Origin of the sequence: Pseudomonas gingeri (genome assembly GCF_013385425.1) — a bacterium.
GTDB classification, from domain to species: Bacteria; Pseudomonadota; Gammaproteobacteria; order Pseudomonadales; family Pseudomonadaceae; genus Aquipseudomonas; species Aquipseudomonas gingeri_D.
Window position 1 is genome coordinate 113,590 of the sequence record NZ_JACAQA010000028.1, and the last position, 25,809, is coordinate 139,398.

General features: G+C 59.0%; 25 protein-coding genes. 7 read left to right on the forward strand and 18 right to left on the reverse strand.

Annotated features, from left to right (window positions below; genetic code table 11):
- Positions 1-10: 10 nt before the first annotated feature.
- Positions 11-469: a hypothetical protein gene (locus HX830_RS26790; RefSeq protein ID WP_177103685.1), complete on the forward strand. Its 459-nt coding sequence runs from the start codon at positions 11-13 to the stop codon at positions 467-469.
- 1,362 nt (positions 470-1,831) lie between these two features.
- Here the strand turns inward: HX830_RS26790 and HX830_RS26795 are convergent.
- From HX830_RS26795 to HX830_RS26865, 15 genes are all read right to left on the reverse strand, one after another.
- Entirely contained in the window at positions 1,832-2,038 is a 207-nt protein-coding gene (locus HX830_RS26795) for a hypothetical protein (RefSeq protein ID WP_152739883.1), read from the reverse strand.
- 289 nt (positions 2,039-2,327) lie between these two features.
- The gene (locus HX830_RS26800) at positions 2,328-2,624 is read right to left on the reverse strand and encodes a 4Fe-4S dicluster domain-containing protein (RefSeq protein WP_152739882.1); all 297 of its coding nucleotides are present in this window, start codon (positions 2,622-2,624) and stop codon (positions 2,328-2,330) included.
- Complete coding sequence (locus HX830_RS26805; RefSeq protein WP_152739881.1) at positions 2,621-2,935, reverse strand: hypothetical protein; 315 nt, start codon at positions 2,933-2,935, stop codon at positions 2,621-2,623. Before HX830_RS26805 ends, HX830_RS26800 begins: the two co-directional genes overlap by 4 nt.
- Positions 2,936-2,947: 12 nt before the next feature.
- Positions 2,948-3,322, reverse strand: coding sequence for a sigma-70 family RNA polymerase sigma factor (locus tag HX830_RS26810; protein WP_218171411.1), 375 nt, complete (start codon positions 3,320-3,322; stop codon positions 2,948-2,950).
- 840 nt (positions 3,323-4,162) lie between these two features.
- Complete coding sequence (locus HX830_RS26815) at positions 4,163-4,465, reverse strand: Dabb family protein (protein ID WP_152739879.1); 303 nt, start codon at positions 4,463-4,465, stop codon at positions 4,163-4,165.
- 36 nt (positions 4,466-4,501) lie between these two features.
- The gene (gene mmsB / locus HX830_RS26820; protein WP_177103687.1) at positions 4,502-5,695 is read right to left on the reverse strand and encodes a multiple monosaccharide ABC transporter permease; all 1,194 of its coding nucleotides are present in this window, start codon (positions 5,693-5,695) and stop codon (positions 4,502-4,504) included.
- Entirely contained in the window at positions 5,692-7,227 is a 1,536-nt protein-coding gene (gene mmsA / locus HX830_RS26825; RefSeq protein WP_177103690.1) for a multiple monosaccharide ABC transporter ATP-binding protein, read from the reverse strand. Before mmsA ends, mmsB begins: the two co-directional genes overlap by 4 nt.
- A 60-nt stretch (positions 7,228-7,287) precedes the next feature.
- Complete coding sequence (chvE, locus tag HX830_RS26830) at positions 7,288-8,358, reverse strand: multiple monosaccharide ABC transporter substrate-binding protein (protein ID WP_152739876.1); 1,071 nt, start codon at positions 8,356-8,358, stop codon at positions 7,288-7,290.
- A gap of 109 nt (positions 8,359-8,467) precedes the next feature.
- Entirely contained in the window at positions 8,468-9,559 is a 1,092-nt protein-coding gene (locus HX830_RS26835) for a Gfo/Idh/MocA family protein (RefSeq protein WP_152739875.1), read from the reverse strand.
- Positions 9,560-9,609: 50 nt separating this feature from the next.
- Entirely contained in the window at positions 9,610-10,605 is a 996-nt protein-coding gene (gene iolG / locus HX830_RS26840; RefSeq protein ID WP_152739874.1) for an inositol 2-dehydrogenase, read from the reverse strand.
- A gap of 67 nt (positions 10,606-10,672) precedes the next feature.
- Positions 10,673-11,545, reverse strand: a complete 873-nt coding sequence (locus tag HX830_RS26845) for a sugar phosphate isomerase/epimerase family protein (protein WP_152739873.1) — start codon at positions 11,543-11,545, stop codon at positions 10,673-10,675.
- A 40-nt stretch (positions 11,546-11,585) separates the two neighbouring features.
- Positions 11,586-12,482: an intradiol ring-cleavage dioxygenase gene (locus HX830_RS26850; protein WP_152739872.1), complete on the reverse strand. Its 897-nt coding sequence runs from the start codon at positions 12,480-12,482 to the stop codon at positions 11,586-11,588.
- A 71-nt stretch (positions 12,483-12,553) separates the two neighbouring features.
- Positions 12,554-13,987, reverse strand: coding sequence for a sugar porter family MFS transporter (locus HX830_RS26855; RefSeq protein ID WP_177103692.1), 1,434 nt, complete (start codon positions 13,985-13,987; stop codon positions 12,554-12,556).
- A gap of 166 nt (positions 13,988-14,153) precedes the next feature.
- Positions 14,154-15,491 (reverse strand): carbohydrate porin, encoded by a 1,338-nt coding sequence (locus HX830_RS26860; protein WP_152739870.1) that lies wholly within the window; start codon positions 15,489-15,491, stop codon positions 14,154-14,156.
- Positions 15,492-15,706: 215 nt separating this feature from the next.
- Positions 15,707-16,621: a LysR family transcriptional regulator gene (locus HX830_RS26865; protein ID WP_152739869.1), complete on the reverse strand. Its 915-nt coding sequence runs from the start codon at positions 16,619-16,621 to the stop codon at positions 15,707-15,709.
- Between the two features lie 170 nt (positions 16,622-16,791).
- On the opposite strand from HX830_RS26865, the gene HX830_RS26870 reads away from it, so the two are divergent.
- The 3 genes from HX830_RS26870 to HX830_RS26880 are packed head-to-tail and all read left to right on the forward strand — an operon-like array spanning position 16,792 to position 19,145.
- On the forward strand, positions 16,792-17,628 hold the full coding sequence (locus tag HX830_RS26870) for a dioxygenase family protein (RefSeq protein ID WP_152739868.1): 837 nt from the start codon (positions 16,792-16,794) through the stop codon (positions 17,626-17,628).
- A 31-nt stretch (positions 17,629-17,659) separates the two neighbouring features.
- Positions 17,660-18,103 (forward strand): nuclear transport factor 2 family protein, encoded by a 444-nt coding sequence (locus tag HX830_RS26875; protein WP_152739867.1) that lies wholly within the window; start codon positions 17,660-17,662, stop codon positions 18,101-18,103.
- Positions 18,078-19,145, forward strand: a complete 1,068-nt coding sequence (locus tag HX830_RS26880) for a maleylacetate reductase (RefSeq protein WP_177103694.1) — start codon at positions 18,078-18,080, stop codon at positions 19,143-19,145. Before HX830_RS26875 ends, HX830_RS26880 begins: the two co-directional genes overlap by 26 nt.
- A 26-nt stretch (positions 19,146-19,171) precedes the next feature.
- Here HX830_RS26880 and HX830_RS26885 read toward each other — a convergent pair whose 3' ends face one another.
- Positions 19,172-20,197: a LacI family DNA-binding transcriptional regulator gene (locus HX830_RS26885; RefSeq protein WP_152739865.1), complete on the reverse strand. Its 1,026-nt coding sequence runs from the start codon at positions 20,195-20,197 to the stop codon at positions 19,172-19,174.
- A 122-nt stretch (positions 20,198-20,319) separates the two neighbouring features.
- Here HX830_RS26885 and HX830_RS26890 point away from each other — a divergent pair, with 122 nt between their 5' ends.
- The 3 genes from HX830_RS26890 to HX830_RS26900 are packed head-to-tail and all read left to right on the forward strand — an operon-like array spanning position 20,320 to position 23,291.
- The gene (locus HX830_RS26890; RefSeq protein WP_152739864.1) at positions 20,320-21,168 is read left to right on the forward strand and encodes an SDR family oxidoreductase; all 849 of its coding nucleotides are present in this window, start codon (positions 20,320-20,322) and stop codon (positions 21,166-21,168) included.
- Complete coding sequence (locus tag HX830_RS26895; RefSeq protein ID WP_152739863.1) at positions 21,165-22,319, forward strand: phytanoyl-CoA dioxygenase family protein; 1,155 nt, start codon at positions 21,165-21,167, stop codon at positions 22,317-22,319. The genes HX830_RS26890 and HX830_RS26895 overlap by 4 nt, the downstream gene beginning before the upstream one ends.
- A gap of 48 nt (positions 22,320-22,367) precedes the next feature.
- Positions 22,368-23,291 (forward strand): sugar ABC transporter substrate-binding protein, encoded by a 924-nt coding sequence (locus HX830_RS26900; RefSeq protein ID WP_152739862.1) that lies wholly within the window; start codon positions 22,368-22,370, stop codon positions 23,289-23,291.
- A 177-nt stretch (positions 23,292-23,468) separates the two neighbouring features.
- Here the strand turns inward: HX830_RS26900 and HX830_RS26905 are convergent, their stop codons facing one another.
- Entirely contained in the window at positions 23,469-24,125 is a 657-nt protein-coding gene (locus HX830_RS26905) for a hypothetical protein (RefSeq protein WP_152739861.1), read from the reverse strand.
- Between the two features lie 341 nt (positions 24,126-24,466).
- A complete protein-coding gene (locus tag HX830_RS26910) occupies positions 24,467-25,789 on the reverse strand; it encodes an MFS transporter (RefSeq protein ID WP_177103696.1) in 1,323 nt (440 codons plus the stop codon).
- Positions 25,790-25,809 lie beyond the last annotated feature (20 nt).

Below are 25,809 nucleotides of genomic sequence, written 5' to 3' on the forward strand. Positions count from 1 at the left end.
GAGCCGGGCCATGTTGTTTTCTGCCTATACCGAAGAATCCCTCAGCGGAATCGGTCATGTCGTCCAGGACATCGAGCAAGTCAACAGACACACCGATGGGTTGCGAAACCGTCTTTCCGGTCTTTTCAAATTCACGGAGAGCCGGTTTGGCGTGAGTTTTTCCATTCCCTCGGGGAGCTACTTCCAGATTGAAGGCCACTTTGGCCTGGTCAGGGCCAACCTGGTCTATGCAAATGAGGGGAACGGGACATTCGCTCGCGTGGTGCTGCGCAAACACACGCTGGATGAGCAGGGAAAAGAGGCATGGCCAGAAATCTGGGCGTTCAGGATTCTGAAGGATGGCGATATTTTGATGAGCGATGCTGGCCCGGTCCTCTACAACTCATGGAATACACCAGACGGGCAGAGAGACGTCGCCACTCAGCCTCTGATTGAATCAATCGTCTTGTCTGCCATGAAGCCTCGGTAAGCCGGCAGGTTGCACCTTCGAGGATGTTCAGGACGTGACGGTTTTCATGGTAGAGCCGCGGAAGATCTTCGAAGAGGTGTGGGAAATGGTCCCCGAGTAGAATACCTGCCCTTATTGCACTCTTTCAGAAAATTAGCGAGCCTAATCAATGATAAAGGCGCGTCACGCCTTACACCTGACGCGCCTTTACAAACGCACTAAAACTAGTGACCGTAAGAAGTCGTACCGCCATAAGTTTTTGTGGCGGCCGTGTTATTAACTTGCCTTACTCGGTACGTGCCTACCGCCCCCAAATACGAGGCGGTAGTACCGGTATTACCCGCAACCTGCACCCAACTCCCCCCAGTCTGCTTGTCAATGTATAACTGCGGGGCACTCCCTGTGCCAGAAGCCGTGACAGTGGAGGCTATGTTAGCCGTGGTACAGGTCGGGCCAATCGTGAAAGGGCCGTAAGCAATCACCATCCCATTAGCGGGAATAGTTCCAGAGTAGGTATCCTTAATTGTCAAGCAGGCCGATGCTTGAAACGATAGAGGCAGCAAAGCCATGAGAGGCAACAAAAATAAACGCTTCATATATTTCCCTATATTGATGTGAGTTTTTTAATTCATTACTCCTGACAGGTGCCTGCTGAGCGCGCCGACCAGGAAATATCACTTTTCAACCATACCTAATAAACTAGCGATTACCAGGATTATGCTTCCATACACACCCCTATTATAAGCCACATAAAATCGTGAAATAACGGGCAAGAAAAAACAACTCGAGAACAGCCACCGTTCGACTCAAACAATATTGGCCGAACCCATCAGCGTAACTTTAGCGGACCGACGATTAATTCGAAGTTCGAGGCGAACAATGCGCCTCGAACAGGATAAGTGCGGGGTATTAAAGGCGCAAGAACCACAGCTTAACAACATCATCACCTCACAATTCCCTGTGCATGAAAGGGCTATAAAACCAACGAGCCATTCCTGCAATTTTCCATATGCAGACATTTAGACACACCTCATCAATGCGCGTCAACGGCTCGCTCTAATTTTCCCAGGACTTAGTGGAGGGTATTTCTAAAAAACCAGGTTTAAGCCCAACAATCTCGACACCCTTTGGCATAGAACCTCCGGACATGATGGCCATTTTTGTCAATGCCCATTCATTGTGCGGCGTTAGAGCACAGAGACTTTATTTCCTCTTATTTGGACCACGACTGGGGGGAACCACAATACCCGCATCAGTCTGATAAGCTGCGATTTATTAAATTGATGCTCATACAAACACTCCATTCCCCCATTTTCGAATGGTCTGACGAACAATCTCAATGATCAGCTCGATCAAGCCGGCGACTGGCTCCGCCTGGCGCAGTCAGAGCAAGCCGCTGGCTGCTTGCCCGAGCTGATTGTCCTGCGCTCCAGAGATGAGGTGCAGCGGAATATGCTGTTGAGCATCACTGGATGGGATTTCGAAGCTACACACTATCTGGAGGTGTAGCTCACTCAGTCCGGTCGACTCTTCTTCCTTTGCCTTGGCCATTCTCGCGTGGTTCGCTGCGATTTCATTGAGAGTTGACACGGTACATCTCCCGGTGACTGACCAAGCGTATCGCTGGAGTCCTGAAGCATTGATTGGATTGCTGCCGCGTCAGAATTACGTCGTTCCGGGGCTGCTACGCCCCTCCTCTGCAAGCCGCAAGCCAGAGAGGGTCGTGCATTGCGCGCCAGGTTTTTAGAGGCGACGAATGGTGTCGCGGCATTATCCATAAACTCGGGAGACGTTCCTGTATATCAGCCCGGTATGCAAAGAACGCGAGTATCTACCGGCCAGAGTTCTCCTTCCTTCATCAGAGGTGAACGTGCGACAGCTATGCTGTTCTGGCGAGCTTGATCGCGCTTTCGGGACATGCCGTCACGCAAAGGCCGCACGACCGGCAGGCATCCGCGTTAGGCGTGTACGCGACTTTCATTCCATGCACTCGTAGTTTGAGACGGTGCATCAAGCCGAGGTCAAGGTAGTCGACCTCGTCGATGCGCCGAATCTCAAACACATTCTCGGGACAGACCTCGAGACAATCGCCCTTACCTTCACAACGCTTCAGGTCGACGATTGGCGCAATCACGCCCGGCTGCTGTTTGCAATTGGTCTTTGATTTCTCGGTCATGTTCGATCTCCCACGTGCCGACCCCGGTCCGATCGGCAGGTCGTCTGAAATTGCTCCCGCTCTTCGGGCGTCATGGATTCCCATTTGCGCCAGTGACGTCGTTCGCGCCGGCCGCCGTGTCCGCGAAATCCGCCAAACAGAATTCGGCTCAACAGCAGCAAGCCCAACGCATGTGCGAAGTCGATCTCCCGGGCTCCGACGAATAGCCCCGGCATCACCCAATTCCATAGAACCATGACCACCCAGCCGAGCACGCCTATAGCCAACACCACCAGGAACGCCTTACCCACCAATCTGATTCGAAATTTCATCCGTCAACTCCTCTAAAATCCCAGTTCGTCGTAAATAGCCCGCAGCCGCTTGCGCAGATGCAGAACTGCGTAGCGTTTGCGCGCAAGCAGCGTATTGAGCGTGACACCGGTTTCCACCGCCATATCCTTGAAGGACTGCCCCTCTAGCTCGTGCGCAATGAATACCTCACGTTGATTCGGCGGCAACTCCTCGAACGCATCCTGTAATGCCTTGAGCAAAAGCGCTCGCGCATAGGCGGCCTCGGGACCACCGTCTCGTGCAGGCAGGGCAAGGTCCAAGCGATACTCACTGCCAGGGTCATCCTCGTCGCCAGACAGTTCTGGCAGCGGCTGCTCTTTCTTCTTGCGAAAGCTATCGATGATGCGGTTTCGTGCGACGCGAAACAGCCACGCACTCGCCTACTCGATCGGAGCTGGAAGTCGGTACGCCTGCACGAATTCATGGAATACATCCTGCAGGATGTCCTCGGCGTCGCCCGGATCCCGTATTCGACGCCGGATAAAATTGGCGAGCCTGGCGCGCTCACGCACCACGGTTGCAGTGATGTCTCTGTATCGTTCGGTCATCGTGTGCGCAATTAAGTGGCTCAATACGCCTGAAGACGTTTCAGAAACGCAAATATTGTGGCCGATTCGAAAAATCGAAGGTCCGCTTCAAGTCGGGTGCAACCGACTGCACCGGTCGAGGGTCGAGCAACGTTCGTGACTGGTTGTTTCGAGTCCAGGTTGAAGAAGAGAATTCAACCCGGGAAAGGCGCAACACAAGAGGCCACGCAAAAAGCTTCCCGCCCGAACCAATCATTGTAAAACTGCGCCTGGCCGAAGTGGCCATGAGCAGCGGCAAGCCCCCCAGTTGTCCTGCAAAAAAGCCAGCCTCTCAGAGCAGAGCTACAGAAGCGTCTACGGTGATGGCACCTAGGTAATGATATAGACTCGAGTGTCTGGCATGCCTTACCCTGCGGGTTTGCCACGAATAGCCGCCCGCCAAGGCTATCCGGAAAATAATCGGTTAGAAGCCAGCTTTCTGAGGCATCTGCAACAGTTGTTGATTACGGTGCAATACCGAGAGGGGGTCATGCAGTCCACCGTCCAACTGATCACTCAACTCGGCAAACAGCATAGATAAAAATGCATAAACAAAAGCGCCACTCGATTGAGTAACGCTTTTGTGAAAGCGCTGAGAGCATTGATTGACGCGTCCGAATCAGCTGAGTCGGACGCTTGCCACTACTGGACGACGTAATCCACCTGATGCCTGGCGATCCGTGAGTTGCCCAAGTCATTGCGTACCCTCAGGTGCTCAGGATGCGTGGCATAAGCCTCAAGCGCTTCAGCGGACGCGAACTCGGTATAGAGCACTACGTCACAGGCATAATCGATCCGGCTGATATCGACACCGACCTCGATCTTCAGCAGCCCCGGAATCAATCCGGCCAACCCTTCGAAGCGTTCCTTGAGAAACTGGCACGCCTGGCGGTTGCTCTCCGGCGTCTCCCCCGCAAGGTTCCACATCACAATATGTTTGATCATCGCGGTCTCCGTGCGGTGTCATCCCGGCCTGACATATCAACCCTTGCTTTTCTGATAGACATCTACGAATACCGCCGCGAGCAGCACAGCGCCCTTGATCATTTGTTGGTAGTCAATGCCGATGCCCATGATCGACATGCCGTTGTTCAATACACCCATGATGAACGCGCCAATGACCACGCCCACCACCTTGCCGACGCCGCCGGAGGCCGACGCGCCGCCGATGAACACGGCCGCAATGACGTCCAGTTCAAAGCCGGTGCCGCCACGCGGTGTCGCGCTGTTGAGGCGGGCGACGAAGATCAGTCCGGCCACGGCGGCCAGTACGCCCATGTTGACGAAGGCGAAGAAGGTCACCCGCGCCGTGTTGATACCCGACAGCCTGGCCGCCTTGAGATTGCCGCCTACCGCGTAGATCCAACGACCGATCACGGTGCGGTTCATGACGAAGGTGTACACCCCGATCAGCACGCTCATGATCACCAGCACTGTGGGGATGCCGCGGTAGGTCGAGAGCAGGTAGCAGAAGTACACAATAAGGGCCGCCACCACGCCGTTCTTCAATGCAAACAGGGCCAGAGGCGCAGCGCTGCCGCCGCTTTTCAGGGTGCGCGCGCGACTGCGATATTCAACCACCCAGAAGGCCACGGCCACCGCGATACCCAGCAGCAAGGAGGTAATGCGCAGGTTTTCATTGGCGAAGACGTCGGGGATGAAGCCCGAACTGATCGCCGAGAACGCCGGCGGAAACGGCCCTATCGACTGCCCTTGGGAGATGGCAATAGTAGCGCCGCGAAAGATCAACATACCGGCCAGGGTGACGATGAACGAGGGCATGCCCCAGACAGCTACCCAGTAGCCTTGCGCGGCGCCGATCAGCCCACCACAGAGCAGGCAGATCAGGGTCACACTGAAGAAATCCAGGCGATATTGGACCATCAACACCGCCGCGATCGAACCGATCACGCCGACCACCGAACCGACCGACAGGTCGATATGCCCGCAGACGATCACCATCAACATACCCAGCGCCATCACCACGATGTAGCTGTTCTGCAGCAGCAGGTTGGTCAGGTTCAGCGGCTGCATCAATGCCCCGCCGGTGGCCATCTGGAAGAACACCATGATGACGATCAGCGAGGCCAACAGACCGTATTCACGGGCGCCACGCTTGAAGGATGTCAGGGCATTGGGTTTGTTGGATGCGAGAGGCATGCTGACTTCGCTCACTGGATCACCTCGTTTTTCATGATTGCGTGCATGATTTTTTCCTGCGATGCCTCGGCGATCGGAAACTCGCCGACAAAGCGTCCTTCGTTCATCACATAGATACGGTCACAGGTGCCGAGCAACTCCGGCATTTCCGAGGAAATCATGACCACGCCACGACCTTCGCTGACCACTTGATTGACCACCCCATAGATCTCGTACTTGGCCCCCACATCGATACCGCGGGTGGGCTCGTCGAGGATCAGTACCTTGGGATCGGAGAACAGCCACTTGCCCAACACGACTTTCTGCTGGTTGCCACCGGAAAGTTTCTCCACCGATTGGCTCACGTCCGGGCAGCGAATCCGCAGGCGCGCGCGGTAATCGACGGCCACCGCCGTCTCGCCCAGTTCGTTCATGATCCAGCGCTTGGAAACGGCGGCCAGGTTGGCCATGGAGGTATTGCGGGTGATGCTCTCCCCCAGCACCAGGCCGGCGCCCTTGCGGTCTTCGGTAGCGTAGGCCAGGCCTTGATCGATGGCCTTGCGCACCGTACCAAGGTCGACTTCGCGCCCTTCGATACGCGCCTTGCCGCGGATGTTCACGCCATAGGAACGCCCGAATACACTCATGGCAAACTCGGTGCGGCCAGCGCCCATCAACCCGGCGATCCCCACCACTTCGCCCCGGCGTACATGAAAATTGATATTGCGGATACGATCGCGGCCTGGACGCTCCGGGTCGCCGACCGACCAGTCCTCGACCTCGAACAAGGTCTCACCGATCTCGGCCACCCGCGACGGGTAGCGGTCCGACAACTCGCGGCCGACCATGGAACGAACCACGCGACCCTCGTCGATCTTCTCGACACGGCAATCGATGACGTCGACGGTGCTGCCGTCACGGATCACGGTGATCTCATCGGCGACCCGGCCGATCTCGTTGAGTTTGTGGGAAATGATGATCGAGGTGATGCCACGGCCCTTGAGTTCGAGCATCAGCTTGAGCAAGGTGTCGCTGTCCCTTTCGTTGAGACTCGCGGTCGGCTCGTCGAGGATCAGCAAGCGCACATCCTTGGCCAGCGCCTTGGCGATTTCCACCATCTGTTGCTGGCCGATGCCGAGGTTGCCCACCAGCGTCTGCGGCCGGGCGTCGAGGCCAACCCGAGCCAGCAGCTCGCGGGCCCGCAGGTGCGCCTCGTCCCAGTCGATCACCCCGTGCCGGGAGATCTCGTTGCCCAGAAACAGGTTTTCGGTAATCGACAACATCGGCACCAGCGCCAGTTCCTGGTGAATGATGCAGATCCCCAACGCCTCGCTGTCGCGCAGGCCGTGGAAGGTCCGCGGCACGCCGTCGAAGACGATGTCGCCGTCGTAGCTGCCGTGGGGATACACGCCACTGAGGATTTTCATCAAGGTCGATTTGCCGGCACCGTTTTCACCGCAAATCGCATGGATTTCCCCATCGCCAACCTGGAGGTTGACCCCGCTGAGCGCCTTGACCGGGCCAAAGCACTTGCGGATGTCACGCATGTCGAGAATCGTTTTGCTCATTTTCTCTCTCCTGCCAGGCGGGCTGCCGAACCGCGCAGCCGCCGGCACAATCACAAGCGACTAGCGCAACTGCTCAGGGGTGTAGAACTTGGTGTCGTCGACCAGGACTTTCTGCCAGTTCTTGCCATCGACCAGTTGTGGGGTCAGCAACTGAGTGGGCACGATCATCGAGCCGTTGTCGTAGGACGTGGTGTCATTGACGCTTACCGCCTTGCCGCTCAACGTCGCGTCCATCATCTGTGCCGCCGCGCCGGCCAGAGCCCGGGTATCCTTGAAGATGGTCGAAGACTGGTCGCCGCGAATGATCGACTTGATGCTGGAGATTTCCGCATCCTGGCCGGTGACGATCGGCATGGCCAGCTTGCCACTGCCATAACCCACACCGCGCAGGGATGACACGACACCGGTGGCGATCTGATCGTTCATCGCCAGTACCGCGTCGAGGTGGGCCGTACCATAGAAGGCGCTGAGCAGGTTATCCATGCGCGCCTGGGCCTGGGCACCGTCCCAGTTCGGGGTGGCGACCTTATCGATGGCTTGCTGGCCACTGCGGATCACCAGCTTGCCGCTGTCGATGTAGGGCTTGAGCTGGGACATCACGCCGGCATAGACCACATGGGCGTTGTTGTCATCGGTGGAGCCGGCGAAGATCTCCAGGTTGAACGGGCCCTTGCCCTGCTTGAGCGCCAGCGAGTCGACGATCGACTGGCCCTGCAGCACGCCGGTGCGGTAGTTGTCGAAGGTGACGTAGTAATCGAAGTCCTTGGAGTTGCGGATCAGCCGGTCATAGGAGATGACCTTGATGCCTTTTTCCTTGGCCTGCTTGAGCACGGCGGTCATGGTCGTCCCGTCGATGGGCGCGACGATCAGGCCCTTGATGCCCTTGACCATCATGTTCTCGATCTGCGACAGCTGGGTCGGCGCCTCGTACTGGGCGTATTGCAGGTCGGTGTCGTAGCCAAGCTTCTTCAACGAGTCGACGATATTGCTGCCATCGGACACCCAGCGGGCTTCGGTTTTCGACGGCATGGCAATGCCGATAGTGCCTTTGCTGCTGGTCTCCTGCTTGGAGCAGGCGCTGATCGCCAACCCCAACAATACCGCTGCGGCAACCTTGATAATCGTGTGCATAACGCCCTCTTCTTTATTGTTGTTGTCATTTCTCAGGGACGCAGAGTCCCTTTCGGCTCAAAACGACTGAGCCGAACGGGTCTCCTCGCCTATCGGGACTGCGGGTTATCTACAACGCCAGCTGGACTTCCTGGCCGTTCGCATCGGCGGACTCGAACAGCGCTTCGAGGATGACGTTGATGTCATGGGCCTGGGTGGCCGGCACCGTCGAGGCGCTACCGGTGCGCAACGAGGTGACGAACGCGGCGGCCTCGCGATCGAAATACACCGGGTTGCCGATCTCGGCGATTTCCGGGGAGTAGACGGTCTTGCGCACCGCCCAGATCTCCGGGAAGCTGTTCTCGTTCCAGTGCGTCCAACCTTGCTGGTGGCCGTTCTTGCCGTCGTGGTAGAGCTTGTACGAAGCTGGCATCGGCGTGGAATGCATCACCCCATGGGTGCCATAGGCGGTGATGTCCCAGCTCTCGGTCCAGGGCATCGGGTCCCAGGACATAAAGTCGATGGTGACCAGCTTGTCGTCGTAGTTGAGCACCGCGCCCACCGCGTCCTCGCGGGCCGAGTCACTCATCTGTCCGGCAAATTTGGTGATCCGTGCGTTGACCGATTTGGGTTTGCCGAAGTGCAGCAGGATCCGGTCGATGGTATGGCAACCAATCACATAAAACGCCCCGCCTCGGTCGCCGGGCTGCTTCATATGGTTGGTATCGGCCTCATCGTGGGAGCAACCGGCGTGCGCGCGAACCTGCAAGACCTTGCCGATTTCGCCGCTCTTGAGCACCTGCTGCATCTTTTCCACCGACGGCGCGTAACGCCAGCAGTAGCCGACCTGGAACAAGCCGCCGGTGCGTTCGACGGCCTCGACGATGCGCCGGGTGTCCTGGGTGCCACGGCCCGCCGGCTTCTCGCAGAGCACGGCCTTGCCGGCCTGCAGCGCTTCGATCGCCCAGTCGGCCATCAGGTAGCTCTTGGGATGCACCAGCACCACGTGCACATTCGGGTCGGCCAGGATCTCTGCCTTGCTGCGGGCCTGCAGGCCCAGTGCATCACAGAACGGATCGAGCAACGGGCTGTCGTCATAGGCGCCGAGAAACTCCACGTCGGCCATGCGCTGGAAGGCCTTGACCCGGCCCGAGGTGTGCGGGTGAGTAATCCCCAGGCAGGCCACGCCGATGCGGATACCCTGCTCAAGCTTGTAGGACATAACGATTCTCCTGGTGTACTTGTCCAAAAATCCAAACCACTCAGCCTGCGTCAGAGTCTGACGGCGCGTCCGGTCTTGACCGACTCCACGGCGGCATCGGCCAGCTGCAGCGCCTTGAGCCCATCCTGCACGGTGGTCGGCATAGGTTTGTTATGCGCCAGTGCGTCGATATAGGCATCCAGTTCGGACTTGTAGGCTTGCTGATAGCGCTCGAGGAAGAAGTTCAGCAGCGGTTCGCGGGCGTCGGTGACGTCCTGGCTCCAGCGGCGAATGGTGGTCGGACGCAGGTTGTCCATCTGCAGCATGCCCTTGGAGCCAAATACTTCGATGCGCTGGTCGTAACCGTAGACCGCGTTACGGCAGTTGTTGATGTGGCACTGTTTGCCGGAGGCGGTTTGCATCTGCACCATCGCGGTGTCGTAGTCGTCGTACTTTTCCATCATGGCCGGGTCGATCAGGCGGCTGCCGATGGCGCTCAGTTCGACCGGTTCCTCACCCAGCAGCCAGCGGCCGATGTCCAGGTCGTGGATGGTCATGTCGCGGAAAATACCGCCGGAATGCTGGATGTAATCCTCCGGCGCCAGGCCCGGGTCGCGGCTGGTGATGATCACCTGGCGAACCTCACCGATATCGCCGGCGTCGATGGCCGCACGCATTTCGGCAAAGGTGGTTTCGAAGCGGCGATTGAAGGCCAGCATCACCCGTCCGTTCAGCCGCTCGACCTCCTCCACGGCCGCCAGGCTCTTGGCCATGTCCAGGTCGATGGGCTTCTCGCACAGCACCGCCTTGCCCTGGCGCACCGCGCGCAGCATCAGGTTGATATGGGTGTGCGTCGGGGTGCCAATCACGATCGCGTGAACATCGGCCCGATCAATCGCCGCCTCACAGTCGGTCATGGCCTCGGCACCGAGTTCATCGGCCAATTTGCCCGCGGCGTCGGCGAACGGGTCGGCGACGACGACCAGTTTGGCGAACTTGCTGGCCGCCACGTTGGCGGCGTGGATCTTGCCGATACGACCTGCGCCCAGCACTGCGATACCCACCATATTCATATCTCCTGAACTCAATTATTCGTTGTTTTAGCGGTAAAAAACGTCACTGTGCAGCCAGCTATCAAGCCTGGAACCTGATGTGCTCGAACTGTGCAATCGTTGTGTCAAAGGCTTTCTTGGCGGCCACCTCAAGGGGCAGCTTGCGCAACTCGGCGCTGATCAGCTCGACGCCCCACGGTCCCCGGTAACCGACATTGACCACCTGTTGGATAAACGCCGGAACATCCAGTTCGCCCTCGCCGCAGCACTTGCGGTGGTGGGTCGAGTCGTTGAACAGCGACTCGACGATGGCGTGGTTGGCATCATCCAGCTCGATCGACTTGATCAGCTCCAGCGGCAGCTTGGCGATTTCATCGAAGCTCATGCCGCCGCGCGCCACGTGCCAGGTGTCCACCAGCAAGCCACCGTTGGGGCGTACGTCCTGGGCCACGGCAATCGCCCGGTCGATGGTGTTCACGCTGGAAAATGGCAGGAATTCGATGACCACATTGACGCCAAAGGGTTGGGCACGATCGCAGAGGATGGCAAAGGTTTCGCGCATGCGCGGTACATCCGGCGGCCCTTCCTCGAACAAACCGCCGGCCACCTTCAGGCTGCGGGCGCCCAGTTCCCCACCGATTTCCAGCAATTCATCGCGGATCTTGTCGGAGGCCGCACGCGGGGCACCGTCCAGGTGCCAGTCGACGAGAAATTCGACTTCCACATGCTTGATGCCATTGTCCTGGAGAATATTGCGGACCGTGGCAATACCCAGCTTGGCGACATTGTGCACAAGGTCGGCATGCACGAAGCCCATGCCGCGCCAGCCGGCCTTGGCCGCCGCTTCGGCCCGGGCCTGCAGCGAGAACGGGCTGATCTCGCTGGGCGCGCCAGGGTAAGTGTCACCCGCGAGGGTCCAGTAAGCGGCAAGCAGTTCAATAGATTTATCGGGCATGACAGTCACTCATCCAATAAGGGAACGAAGGGTCGATCAATCAGGCCGGGGCCAGGACAAAGTCCCAATTGACGGCCAAAAACGGTACCGGCAAGTCGTAGCGTTCGGCCGTGGCCGCATCGGTTTGCGTGGTGAACTCGGCAATCAGTTCTTTCTTCACGCCGAACACCGTGTCCTCGTGCAGGTACGGGCAGTCGGGGGTGAAGATGTGCGTGATGACCTGGTCGTAACCGCGGGCCGTGACGATAAAGTGCAGGTGCGCGGCGCGGTTCGGATGCCGCCCCAGCTGCCCCAGCAACTTGCCCACCGGGCCGTCGGCGGGAATCGGGTAATGCCGCGGCTTGACCGTGCGAAAGGCATAGCAGCCGTCGGCATCCGTGGTGAACAACCCGCGCAGGTTGTAGTCCGGTTGCAGGCCTTTTTGCTGCACGTCGTAGAAGCCATCGTCGTTGGTCTGCCAGATGTCCAGCGTCGCCCCGGCAATCGGCTTTCCGGCGGTGTCCAGCACCCGACCGCTGACCAGGGTCGGCTGGCCTTTGCCGTCCAGGCAGATGTTCGCGCCATTCGCGTAACGAGGCGCATCGGCGACATAGAACGGGCCAAGGATGGTATTGGGCGTGGCGCCCTGGGGCCGACGGTGGTTGATCGCATCCACCAACATGGTGGCCCCGAGCACGTCCGACAGCAGGATGTATTCCTGGCGCCAGTCGGTGCACATCTGCCCGGTCCGGGTGAGAAATTCGATGGCCTTGAACCATTCGTCGTGGGTCGGCTCGATTTCCTTGATCGCCGCATGCAGATGCCGGGTCAGCACCGCCATGACCTCGTGCAGGCGCGGATCGGCATCGGCGCTGATCCGGGCGTTGACGATTTCGGCGGAGCGTTGTTCCTCGAAGAGTCCACCAATAGGCGTGGCGGTATCCAGGTGCGCAGTCATGAGCTGATGTCCTTGATCGTTATTCTTGAAAGCCGGCGTGCAGGTTTCAAAGCCGAACGCCGGGTCGGCGGTCAGTACGCGGTGGCTTCGCCGGCCCGCCATGGGCGGCCGCTCAAACGCTGTTTCATGTGCTGTTCGATCTCTTCCAGGGTCAGTCCCTTGGTCTCTGGCAGCCAGAGGGTGCAGAAGATGATCGAACCGATATTGATCACCGCGAAGAGGAAGAAGGTCATGCCCCCCAACGTGCTCAGCAGGACCGGGAAAAGGAAGGCGACAATGGCGTTGAACACCCAGAACACACTGACGGAAATACCATTCATCAAACCCCGGACATGGGTCGGAAACAGCTCCGACATCAATAGCCAGTACACCGGGCCGATGCACATTTGCATGAAGAACAGGAACGCCAGGACACCGGACAAAGCCAGGTAGCTTTGCAGCAGCGAGTGCGGCATGAAGTTGATCACCAGGCCAAGGAAGATCTGCGCCATGACCACCACGGTCAGCCCCATCAGCAGCATGGAACGGCGGCCCATGCGATTGATCAGCCACATCCCGATCAACGTGGCGATGACCGACACCAGGCCATTGCCAATGGTCGCGATCAGGGCCGCGTTGGTGCCCATGCCGGTTTCCTTGAGAATCATCGGCGTGTAATACATGAAGGCATTGACGCCGGTGAACTGGATGACAAAGCCCAGGCCGATGCCAATGGCCAGCAACTTCAGCAACCAAGGCTCCTTGAGTGTGCTGAGGACACTGGCGTGGCGCTGCTCCACCGCACATTGGGCGATGATGGCCTGCAACTCACGGTCCACTTCCAGGGAGGTATCGCGAATGCCAGTCAGCGTGGTTTTCGCCTCGGCGATGCGCCCTTTGCTGACCAGCCAGCGTGGCGAGGTGGGCACGAAGTGCATGCCGATATACAGCAGCACGGCGGGTATCAGCGCGATCGCCAGCATGTAGCGCCAGATCGACGGGCTGTCGAACAGATGCGCCAGGCCGGCGCTGGCGATATAGGCCAGGCACTGCCCGGAGACGATCATCAATTCGCTCTGGCAGACCAACCGTCCACGGTGCCGTAGTGCCGCCAGCTCGGCGATCAGTACCGGCACGGTAGAGGATGCGCCGCCAACCGCAATGCCCAACACGAAGCGGGTGGCAACCATGGCCCACAGCGTCGGCGCGACCGCGGTGCCCAAGGCGCCCACGGCAAAGAGCATGGCCAGGGCCTTGAGCACCACCAGGCGACCATAGCGGTCGGACAGTTGCCCGGCGAACAGCGCACCAAAGGCGCCGCCGAAAATCAGCGCCGAGGCCACCAGGCCCTCGGAGACCGGGCTCAAGCCCAGTCCGCCGTGACCGGCATCGAGCGCCATGAACGGCAGCGCGCCAGAGATGACCCCGGTGTCATAACCGAACCCCAGCGAGCCCATGGTGGTGATGGCAGCGATACGCCAGAGAATTTTCGACGATGCACTACCGGCAGTGTGGTGATTCGACATGAGGTCAACCTTTATTGAAATTATGTGTACGCTCAGTGGAAGTGAGACTACTGCGATTGAATCGGAAAACAAATGCCTGGATGGCAAATGTGTTTTCCGCTGGGTGGAAAACTGCGCCACCGGCTGGCGGCGCTCGCTTTGTCCGCGGTGATAGCCGTCCGAGGCTCTAGAACTTGGCCTGCACCTTCAGGCCGGCAATCAGCGCCGCATCGATCTCACGTACGCCGCCAGGGTTTTTCACGTATTGCAGGTTCGGGCGTACGGTCAGCCAATTGCTGACATGCACGCCGTAGTAAATCTCGCTGCTGATTTCGTTGTACTGCACCGGCAGATAGCCCGGATTGTCGTAGTCGCTGATACCGTTTTGCTGGTTCTGCAACTGGGCTCGCTCACGATAGGCGGGGTTGGTATGGACCTCGGCGATTCCGACACCCAGGTCGTCCAGGGGACGACTGTCGAAAACGCCCTTGTAGACGATCCCCGCCTGGATGAAATGGTCGACGCGACTGGTGGCCTTGTCGTGGGCGGTGAGGTTGGCAAATACCGACAGGCCGCGGCGGCTGTCGCCATCCCGGGCGGTCAGTTGTTGCTGGGCGACCAGCCAGTAGCCATGCCGGCTGGAATGCTGCTGGAAGGCATCGCCACTGAGGGGCTGCGGGTTACCGTTGACGTCATCCAGTACATCGTCGGCCTTCGCCGTGCTCTTGTAATAGCCGAGCCGATATTCACCCGCCAGCCCGTTGACCTTCGGACTCCAGACCACCTCAATGGGGATCACCGCGCCCTTGGTGCCGCTGCCGCTGAGCTTGAAGCCGTTATCACTCTCCAGATAGGAAGGGTTTTGCTCAAAGACGCCGATCTGTGCGTACACCTCAGGGGTGAACTGATACCGGGTGCGCAGGGCCCATTGGCTGACGGGCCAGTTGTACCAGATGTCGCCGATCCAGTTGGCCGCCTGAGCACCGCAAAATGGCGTGCTCTGAAAGTCGCAGGGGAAGCTGTTGAAATCCGAGCCTTCGTCGAAGCGACCGGCCTTGATGTCCAGGGCGCCATCAAGCCAGGCCTTACTCATCCACATCTGGGTCAACCGCCAGGTCTGCCCCCGGCCATACACTTCCTGCGACGACGAATAAGCGCCGACTCGCGGATCGGCCACCCGATCGTTGGTCAGGTTGCGCCCATCGCGCTCTGTGACCGTGAATTGAAACTGAGTGTTTTCCCAATCGAGGATTTTTTGCAGGTCGGCCTTGAAGCCGACGGCGTATTGCTCGGTCCAGCGGGCGGTGACGTTTTTGTCATAGCCACCGTGAACATTGGCGGCCATTTCTCCGGTGTAGCCCAACTCGATATCGACACCCTGGTCCAGCCACTTGCTGCGCTGCCCACCCCAGTCACCGGTCATCCAGCGGGAGTCCTGGGCAAAGGCTTCATCGGCGGCACAGGCAAAACCGGGAATCAGCAGGCAAAAGCTGACCGCAACCGTGCACTTGGCAAAGTTTTTCATGGCGTGACGTTTCCTTATTGTTAGTCTTGTTGTTAACGCGCAGGCGAATTGAAGCCGGGCTCAATAATGCCAACTTAATAATCGTTCAAAGGAAGCCGGGGCCGTGTCGAACATAAAAGTCCTCCAGCACCAGCGCCACGGATCATAGGACCTGAAAGTTGCAGTGAATACCCAGCAAAACTATAAATGTGAATTCCGCCCAGCGGAAAACCGCCTTAGCGTGTCCAGTAGCGTTCGTACTCATGTTGGTTAAAGTCGGCCAGCAAAAAGTCGATGAAGACGCGCAACTTCGCAGGCATATAACGACGGCTTTGAAAGGCCATATTGATGGTCAACCTCGGTAGATCCCAATCATCCAACACTGGAATCAAGCGCCCGGCCACCAGATCGGCGTTGATGATGTATTTGGGCTGCACCAGGATACCGCCGCCAGCCAGGGCGGCGGCGCGGACAATCTGCCCATCGTTGGTTTCCAGTATCGGCTCGACCTTCAGGGCCACCTCCTCCGCACCTTTGGTAAAACGCATCACCCGTGGCTGGTTGGCATGGCTGTAGATCAACAGGTCATGCTGAGAAAGATCCGCGATGGTTTTCGGCGTGCCCTTGCGTTGCAGATAACCGGGCGACGCCGCCAACACCCGGCGCGTTTCGGCCAGGCGGCGAATGGTGATATTGGAGTCGGGCTCGTACTCGCGGGTTCTGATCGCCAGGTCGATTTCGCTGTCGATGATGTCGAAATAGCGGTTCTCACCCAGCACCTTCACGGTGATGTGTGGGTACATTTTCCGAAAGGCCGGGATCAGCGGGGCAATGTGCAACATGCAGAACGAGATCGAGCCGGTAATGGTCAGCGTGCCGACCGGCTGGACCAACGACTCGCTGAGTGACGCTTCGGCCTCCTTCAATTCCCCCAGCAGGCTTTTGCAGCTGGTGTAGAACTGATGGCCCGAGTGGGTCAAGGCCAGGCGCCGGGTATTGCGGTCGATCAGACGGACATTGAGACGCTGCTCCAGCGCCACCAGGTGCCGGCTCGCGGCGGCATTGGACAAGCCCAGTATTTCCGCGGCTTTGCTCAAGGTGCCGACTTCCGCGGTCAAGACAAAAAGCTCCAGTTCGGTCAGTCGATCCAAGGTGTGCTCCCTTCTTATTTTTTCACATATGAAATAAAGAATTCCAGAAACGGACTTTTCTTACATCCAGCGGAACTATAACGTGCGGCGCAGTGGCCTGAGAAGTGAAGTTACCGACATCGCAAAAAATGCCGCGGTGCCGATGGGCCGGAAAAGTTCAGGGAGTCGAGATGCGCAATTTGGACGAAATGACCATCACCCAGGCGGTGTTGGCCAATAACAGTGGTACGGCCGATGCGCGCCTGTGCGCCGTCATGACCAGCCTGGTGCAACACCTGCACGCCTTTGCCCGTGATATCAAACTGACGGAAAAAGAGTGGCAGAGCGGCATCGACTTTCTCAGCCAGGTCGGCAAAACCTGTTCGGCCGACCACCAGGAGTTTGTGCTGTTATCCCACGTCCTCGGGCTATCGACCCTGGTGCTCGCACAGAACGACAAGAAACCCGCCGGCTGCACCGAGGCCGCGGCGTTCCACGTGTTGCCCGAGCACGAGCCCAGCGTCCACGACCTGGGCGCCGACCTCAGCGGGGAACTGGATGGCCCGAAAGGCTACGTGCATGGCTCCGTCCGTGATGCCAAGGGCAATCCCATCCCCTACGCGGCCCTGGAAATCAGTCTGGCCGCTGGCGCCAGCCTGGCCGAACGCGCCCTGCTACAGGCCGATGAACGTGGCCAATACCACTTCTGCACGGCGATACCGAACAGCCAACGTATCCCCCATGACGGCCCTGTCGGCCAGCTGCTCAGCGCTCTCAACCGCCATGCCTGGCGGCCGGCCCACCTGGAATTCACCGTCAGCGCCGCCGGCTATCAACGCTTGACCACCCAGGTATTTCGCGAGGGTGACCCCTATCTGGATTCAGATGCGGTGTTTGGTGTGCGCTCTTCACTCATTACCGAATGGCAACGACAGGACGCCGGCATGACCCCGGCCGGCACACTGAGTCGCGATCCGTTTTATAGCTTGGCCTTCGATTTCGTCCTGGCGAAGGATGCGGTCAGCTAAGCGCATGGTTATTTCCCGTTTCGAGGTCAGCATGAACGACAACGTGTCCCTTATCGCTTTAATCAGCTCATTAGAACAACAACGCTACCAGGCGATGCAACAAGGCGACCTCGAAGCTTTCCAGCGTTTGGCCCATAACGAGTTGGTTTATGTGCACTCCAATGGTGTCCGGGACACGCTGGCCAGTTACTTGAATAAATGTCGCAACGGTCTTTATCTCTATCACCGAATAGAACATGTCGTGCAGGAAGTGCGCACTGTCGGCGATACCGCCCTGGTCTTTGGCGAAATGTCCGCCGATATCGTTTCCCACGGCGTGGCCAAAACCCTCAATAACCGAACCCTCAGCGTCTGGCTCAAGACGGCAGCGCATTGGCAGCTACTTGCCTATCAACCCACGCCTATCGTCCAGCGTCCAGCACCTGCATCCACCCCAGGAGACCTGCCCAATGTCAACGCCCCCCTTCATCTATAACGGTCAGCCGTCGCGCGTCATTTTTGGCAAAGGCTCGCTGCAGCAACTGGAGGCGGAAATCGATCGATTAGGCGCCAAGCGGGCGCTGGTCCTCTGCACGCCGGAACAACGCGCCCAGGCGGAAAACATCGTTCGATTGCTCGGCAGCCGGGCCGCCGATATTTTCGACAAGGCGGTCATGCACGTTCCTATCGAGACGGCACGGGAAGCCCGTGAAGTCGCACGCAAACTGGGAGCCGACTGCGCCGTGGCCATCGGTGGCGGTTCAACCACCGGGCTGGGCAAAGCCATCGCCATGGACTCCGGGCTGCCGATCCTGGCCATCCCGACCACTTACGCCGGCTCCGAGATGACCCCGGTCTTCGGCCTGACCGAGAACGGCCTCAAGCGTACCGGCAAGGATCCGCGGGTGCTGCCCAAGACGGTGATCTACGACCCGGAGCTCAGCGTCAGCCTGCCCCTCGAGATGTCGATCACCAGCGGCATGAACGCTATCGCCCACGCGGCCGAAGGCTTGTACGCCCAGGATGGCAATCCGGTCATGTCGTTGATGGCCGAAGAAGGCATCAGGGCCCTGGCCGAAGGCATGAAACGCATCCATCGCAACCCGACCGACCTCGATGCCCGCGGCGATTGCCTCTATGGCGCGTGGCTGTGCGGCACCGTGCTCGGCAACGTCGGCATGGCCCTGCATCACAAGCTTTGTCACACCCTGGGCGGCAGCTTCAACCTGCCGCATGCGCAGACCCATACGATCGTGCTTCCCCACGCCATCGCCTACAACCAGTCCGCGGCGCCAGGCTTGTCGCGTATCTGCCGGGCGCTGAACGTCGACGATTGCAGCCCCGCGGCCGCCCTGTTCGACCTCTCCAGCTCCCTGGGGGCGCCGACACGCCTCAAGGATCTGGGCCTGACCGAGGCCGACCTGGATCGCGCCACGGACATTGCCCTCGCCAATCCTTACTGGAACCCACGGCCCATCGAGGCAGCAGCGATTCGCCAACTGCTGCAGGATGCGTTCGATGGCGTTCGTCCACAGTAAGACAACATGGACTGCACGGATGCCGCTCAGTAAGGCAGGTTGAACGGCGTGACGATCTGCACCTGGGAGGGTGCGATCGGCCCGTCCTTCCACAGCCGATGAAATTGCAGGATGTGCAGGAACACATGGCGAGCATCGATCTGCAGATTGTGGTCGATGATCGCGGCGATTTTTTCCTCGGCCAGCAACTGGCGATTTTCCTCATCCAGGTCGTGGCCGATAAACACCTCCAGCGGCCGCGCCGATGCCGCGAACGCATCGACGATCGCCCGGTTACCGCCCCCCACGCTGTAGACCGCCTTGAGGTCGGGATGCTGCCTCAGCGCCTCGGTCACTCGTTCAAGGGTGCGTTCGTACACCCCGTAGCCACCGCTGATGTCCAGCACGCGCAAATGCGCGGCGCGGCCACGCAGCCACATGCGAAAGCCCATTTCGCGCTCTTCCTCCCCGCGAAACAGCTCGCTGCCGATCACCACCGCCACCTCCTGCGACTGCGGCCCCAGCCAGCGTGACAACAGGTACGCGGCGGTCTGTCCGGCGGTGCGGTTGTCCATGCCGACATAGCCGATGCGCTCGCTGTGGGGCAGGTCGGTCACCAGGGTCACCACCGGAATCCCGGCCGCGGCCAACTGCTTGACCGCCAGGTTCACCGCCGGCTCGTCGGCGGCCTTGAGCACCACGCCCTGACTGCCCATATCGAGGCAGCGCAACAACTGGTCGTGCATCGCCTGGGGTTCGATTTCTTCGAACAGGTGAAAACGTGGGGCAATGCGAAACGGCGCCAGGCTCGCCAGTTGGGTGATGATCGCCGCCCGCACCGCCGCACTGAAGCGGCGCGGCGTGTGCATGATCACATCGATATGAAAGGTGCGCCCCACCGCCAGGCCGTTCTTTTCCTGGGCTTCGAGCTCAATCAAGGCCTGCTCGATACGGCGCTGGGTCTGATAATGCACGCTGCCACGCTGGTGCAGTACGCGATCGACCGTAGCCTTGCTGACCCCCGCCTGGGTGGCCAGTTGCTTGATGGAGAAGTGTTTGGCGCGTTCGATCATGGTTTCAGCCTGAGGTTTTTTTGAGGTCTTTTCGGGCGTTATCGAGGTCAGCACGATGCTAGTCTCAATTTCGCCGAGCGTCGAGCCGGTACCTTGATAACAACAAAAACCAGGAGAAGCGCATGTCTGAAAGCAACCTCGCCACCTCGTTCAATGGCCAGTACTTTGTCGTCACCGGCAGCACGCAGGGCCTCGGTGCCGCGGTGGCCCACACCCTGGCCCGCCGCGGTGCGGCCGGCCTGATCATTTGCGGGCGACGCCCCGAACAGGGTCAGGCACAGGTGCGCCAATTGGCGGAACTGGATTGCCAGGCGTTCTTTGTCCAGGCCGACCTGGAGCAGATCGACGACTGCCGCGCGGTCATCGATGCCGCCCGCACCCACTTCGGTACCCTGCACGGGCTGGTCAACTGCGCCGGCATGTCGGATCGCGGGAGCATCCTGGACACGGCTCCGGAACTGTTCGATCGCCTCTTCGCAGTCAACGTACGAGCGCCGTTCTTCCTCATGCAGGAAGCGCTGAAGCTGATGATCAGCCAGGGCGTGGAAGGCGCCATCGTCAATATCCAGAGCATCGTCGGCCACGGCGGCCAGTCCTACCTGACAGCCTACTCGGCCTCCAAGGGCGCGCTGGCGATCCTGACCAAAAACGTCGCCTTCAGCGCCCTGCGCAACCGCATCCGGGTCAATGGCCTGAATATCGGCTGGATGGACACCCCCCACGAGGATGAGATCCAGCGCCGCTACCATGGTGCCCAAGACGGCTGGTTGGCGAAGGCCGAGCACGCCCAGCCCTTCGGCCGCCTGCTCAAGCCCGAGGAGGTCGCCCAAAGCGTCGCGTTCCTGCTGTCCCGCGAGTCGGGGATGATGACCGGCACGGTGATCGATCTGGAGCAAGGCGTGATCGGCTGCGGCGACGACAGCGCGCCGCGCCCGGGGCAGCCCTTGAGCTTGCCGGAGAACACCCGATGAATCAGCCCCTGTCAGCCTTTGTCCGGGCCGACTCCGTGCAACTGCACGACTTCGCCCGGCTGTGCGAACAACAGGCCCGCCCCGAGGACTACCCCCACTGCAGCGAGGTGCAGGGCAATGTGCCGATCTATCAGGCGCAGGCCTTGCGCAACGCTGACCGCCACGCGCTGCTGAACGAGTTGCACCGGCTGTTTCGCGACGGCCCGGGGGTCATGGTGGTGCGCCAGGGCTATAGCGACCTGGGGGTGGTTGATCGCCACAGCCGGGTATTCGAGGCGATCTTCGCCGAGGAGGCCGCCCAGGGCGTGGCTAGCGACCACTTCGCCAAGGCCGGCAGCAACGGACGTATCTGGAATTCATTGCAGAAGGCCGCCCTGCACTCGCCATCGTCCTTCATCGAGTACTACGCCAACCCACTGCTGGGGCTGATTGCCGAAGCCTGGCTGGGTCCGCACTTCCAGGTCACCGCCCAGGTCAACGTGGTGCACCCCGGTGGACAGGCCCAGCAACCCCACCGTGATTACCACCTGGGGTTCCAGACGGTCGCTGAAGTCGAGCGTTTTCCTCTGCCCTTGCAGGTGCTGTCCCAGTACCTGACATTGCAGGGCGCCGTGGCCCACTCCGACATGCCGCTGGACACCGGCCCGACCCTGCTGTTGCCGTTTTCCCAACAGTACGCGCTGGGTTACCTGGCCTGGCGCCGCGCCGAGTTCATCGACTACTTCCAAAAGCAGGCGGTGCAACTGCCGCTGAGCAAGGGTGACCTGCTGTTCTTCAATCCCGCGCTGTTCCACGCCGCTGGTAGCAACCTCACGCCGGATCGCCAACGCATGGCCAACCTGCTGCAGATTTCCTCGGCCTTCGGCAAGCCCATGGAAACTGTGAACCGCGAACGCATGATGCTCGCGCTCTACCCCTGCTTGCTGCAGCAGTGGGCGGATCAAGTACTAGACGCACCCGGACTGGCTGCGGTGATCGCCAGCTGCGCCGACGGTTATTCCTTTCCCAGCAACCTCGACACCGACCCACCCCTGCACGGCCTGGCCCCGCAGACCGGGCAACAACTGATGTGGCAAGCGCTGAACGAACGCTGGCCCTACGCGACCTTTGCCGAGCGCGTGGCGCAAATGCATGCCAAACGCCAGGCCTGACCCTGTTTCCAAACGATCCAAAAACAACAACAAAACCGGAGTGCGACCATGAAAAAACGACTTCTGACCTTCCTGCTTGCCATTGTCTTCACACCGCTGGCACTGGCCGATATCCGTATCGGCGTCAGCATTGCCCAGGTCGATGATGTATTCCTGGCGCAGATGCGCGACTACATGGCCGCCCACGCCAAGGAACTGCCCGGCGTCACCCTGCAATTCGAAGACGCCCAGGGCGATGTGGTACGCCAGCTCAATCAGGTACAGAACTTCACCGCCCAGAGCATGGACGCGATCATTGTCAATCCGGTGGATACCGCCGCCACACAAAAAATAACCGACCAGGCGCGCAAGGCCAGTGTCCCCCTGGTCTATGTCAACCGCCGCCCCGACCTGGCTGAACTGCCACCCGGCGTCGGCTATGTGGGCTCGGATGAAATCAAGGCCGGCGAAATACAAATGCGCTACCTGGCGGAAAAAATGGGCGGCAAAGGCAATCTGGCGATCATGCTCGGCCTGCTCTCCAACGACGCCACCCACAGCCGTACCCAGGGTGTAAAGGAAGTGCTTAAAAGCTATCCGGACATCCACGTGGTCGAGGAGCAAAGCGCCGAATGGCAGCGTGGCAAGGCCATGGACCTGATGAATAACTGGATTCTGTCGGGGAAAAAAATAGATGCCGTGGCCGCCAATGCCGACGAAATGGCCATTGGCGCGGCGATGGCCATCAAACAAGCCGGCATGCGCCCGGGCAAGGACATCCTGGTGGGTGGCAGCGATGGCGGCCCCGCCGGCCTCGATGCAATCAAGAGGGATCAACTGGTGGTAACCGTCTACCAGGACAACAAACGCCAGGCCGTCGGATCCATTGATTTAGCACTGAAGATGGTCCGCAAAGAACCCTATACAGCACAGTTGACCATTCCTTATCAGCTCATTACCAAGGCCAACTATCAGGACTTCCTCAGCCCTTGAACGACTGAAACTCAACGACCGACAGGCAAAGTTGCCCCCGCATGAGCGCCATCGGCACACCACAACTACGTGCCGATCTGGCCGCGCGCCACAAAGCAGCAAGCCGCCGGGGTCCGATTGGCTCTCGCAAGGTTTGGTTGCCATTTGGGCGGGGGGCTGCCATGGCGCTGATCGTGTTTAATCAAGAACCTGGACATAACCATCTGCTCTGTTGTGGGCATTGCCCTCGTCGCCAGACGCCACACTACAACACAGGCAAATCGCCAACACGTCCGAGTACTTGTCCATTTTCAGCGCTACGCCGAGAAGCCTTAATACGTCATCTAATTTTTCATCTTTTTTAAGGCAGACAATACCGACGTCCTCCGTCCCACCATCCAGATAATACTTCAACAACATTTTTTCGCAAAAAACCGGTGTGAGATCCTTTGGCGTCAAATTAATATTAGGTACTTCACAGATCGTTCTTGTCAGCAAGGGTTCTTCCCATGAGGCACGAACAGATGTCTTTGTCGGCAAGATGCCTGACAATAAGATGTCGAGTGGACTTTGAGTCGGTGCCAGCTCCGACTTTAAACTCAGGTTCGGTGTTAGCCCCTGCGGCCGACCTTGACGCAGATTTCTATAGATCTCTTGCAAGGGGAACCCATTGTCCGTGTCATACCAGCCAAAATTATCAACCCCCCATGGAAAGTAAATACTGAAATTACTGATAAACTTTCCTTCAACTTTTATGCCGTGGGCAATAATAAAAAATATTGAGACGTCCTCAAAAACAACGTCATCCTTTACCAATGCCACCGCGTGACTGCCGATTGCTTTTACTTGAGGCATCTGAAATCTCCTTGATCGTTAACCGGCATCATTGCAATAACCCATCCACGTTAAACCGCTCGGAGTAAAAACAAATGCAACCCGTCAAGCAGCCGATTCTATTAGACAGATTTGCCCACCTTCGGTAGGAACCGCAACGCTAAGAAGACCGAGCGTGGTAGAGCTGTCCTCATACGGTGGCATCAAGAGGTTAGATCAAATAGCTGCTCAGCGCGGTGATCCAGTAAATATTTCAGAGTCCTGTTGCCCATATCTGCGGGGCTGGCCGGCGCTGACCTGACCGCCAAATGAGGCCTACACCGCGCTTATTGGGTATTTCTCCACCCGCATCGCCGCCACACTCACGGCTTGGGCAAGACCAACTCGGCAGAGGCCTTCTGTCGCGCGACTTCATCAGGGTCCGAGACAAAAACAACGGTCAGAAACAAGGCGCACAGCGCCAGCCCCGCCAGCAGGTAGAGCCCGCTCTCGAAATTACCCGTCATGTCCTTGGCCATGCCGACCAGCCCGGGGCCGAAGAAACCACCGAGGTTGCCCACGGAGTTGATCAATGCGATACCGGCTGCCGCGCTGCTGCCACTCAGGTACAGCGACGGCAACGGCCAGAACGGTCCTTTGAAGCCCATCATGCCAATGGTTGCGGCACACATGCCGAGGATTGCCAGATAGTTGCCGGGCATCCACCCCGCCATTGCCAGGCCACCGGCCAGGAACAGCAGCGCGATGATCAGGAACCGTTTGCGTTTGTTGAGACGGTCGGAAAGCAGGCCGATGGTGACCATGCCGATGCAGCCCACGACATAAGGAATGGCCGCGACGAAACCAATCGCCATGCCGTTGTAGCCTTGCTGTTTGATGATCTGCGGCAAAAACATCGAAAGCCCGAGATTGGTTGCGGCAACGCAAAAATACAGGGTGCACAACACCAGGATGGCGGGACTGCGAAACACCTCCCACAGTGAATTCTTACTATCGAGCCTGGGGGGATTGGCCTTGATATCGTTTGCCAGTTCACGGGCCAGCCATTCACGCTGCGTATCATTCAACCAATGCACCTGCCGTGGCGAATCCGGTAGGTACTTGAGCACCACACCCACCAACAGAATGCCCGGGGTCCCCTCGACGATATACAACCACTGCCAGCCCTTGAGGCCCAGGAGGCCATCGAGCTCCAGCAGCAAGGTTGAAATCGGCGCGCCGACTGCCAGGGAAATCGGGATCGACAACATGAAGGTCGAGATAATGCGGGCTCGATAACGTACCGGGAACCACAAGGTCAGGTAAAGAATGACCGCAGGGAAGAATCCGGCTTCCGCCACCCCCAGCAAAAACCTCAGTGTCAGGAAGCTTCTGGGCCCCTCGACAAACACCATGCAGGTGGCAATCAGCCCCCAGGTAAAAAGGATACGGGCAATCCAGCGCCGCGCACCGACCCTGATCATCATCAGGTTGCTGGGCACTTCGAACAGGCAATAGCCAATGAAAAACAACCCGGCCCCCCATCCAAAGACCGCGCTGCTCAGACCGATATCGGCGTTCATGGTCAGCGCCGCGAAACCGACGTTGACACGGTCGAGATACGAAACGATGTAGAGCAAAATCAGCAACGGCAACAGCCGCCAGAAGATTTTGTTCGTCACTTGTTTTTCAATGTCAGCGCTCATGGCACGTCCTTTTTTATTCT